Annotated in this window: 1 protein-coding gene; it reads left to right on the top strand. The window is 67.7% G+C overall.

Features of this window, described 5'->3' with window-relative positions; translation table 11 throughout:
* A partial coding sequence (locus F8271_RS31945; protein WP_151493460.1) for a transposase occupies positions 1 to 341 on the top strand: 341 nt, incomplete at both ends.

The following is a 341-nucleotide window of genomic DNA, read 5'->3' as shown; positions in this document are numbered from 1 at the left end:
TGATCGCTGGCGACACGGATCCGGCCGCGCTCGCGGATCTGGCCAAACGTCGGCTCCGGTCGAAGATCCCGCAGCTGACCGAAGCGTTGAACGGCCGGTTCACCGAGCACCACGCGTTCCTCGCCCGCGTGCACCTGGACCTGATCGACCGGCACACGGCGGCGATCAACAGGCTCACCGAGCGGATCGAGGTGATGATGGAGCCCTTTCAGGGCTTCCGTGACCTGATCCGCTCCATCCCCGGCGTCGGCATCGTCACCGCCGATGTGATCATCGCTGAGACCGGCGCCGACATGACCCGCTTCCCGACCGCGAAGCACCTGGCCTCGTGGGCCGGCACG

Origin of the sequence: Micromonospora sp. ALFpr18c, from assembly GCF_008868155.1 — a bacterium.
GTDB lineage: Bacteria > Actinomycetota > Actinomycetes > Mycobacteriales > Micromonosporaceae > Micromonospora.
The sequence above is the reverse complement of the archived record's forward strand: the minus strand, read 5'-3'. Positions and strand labels throughout refer to the sequence as shown.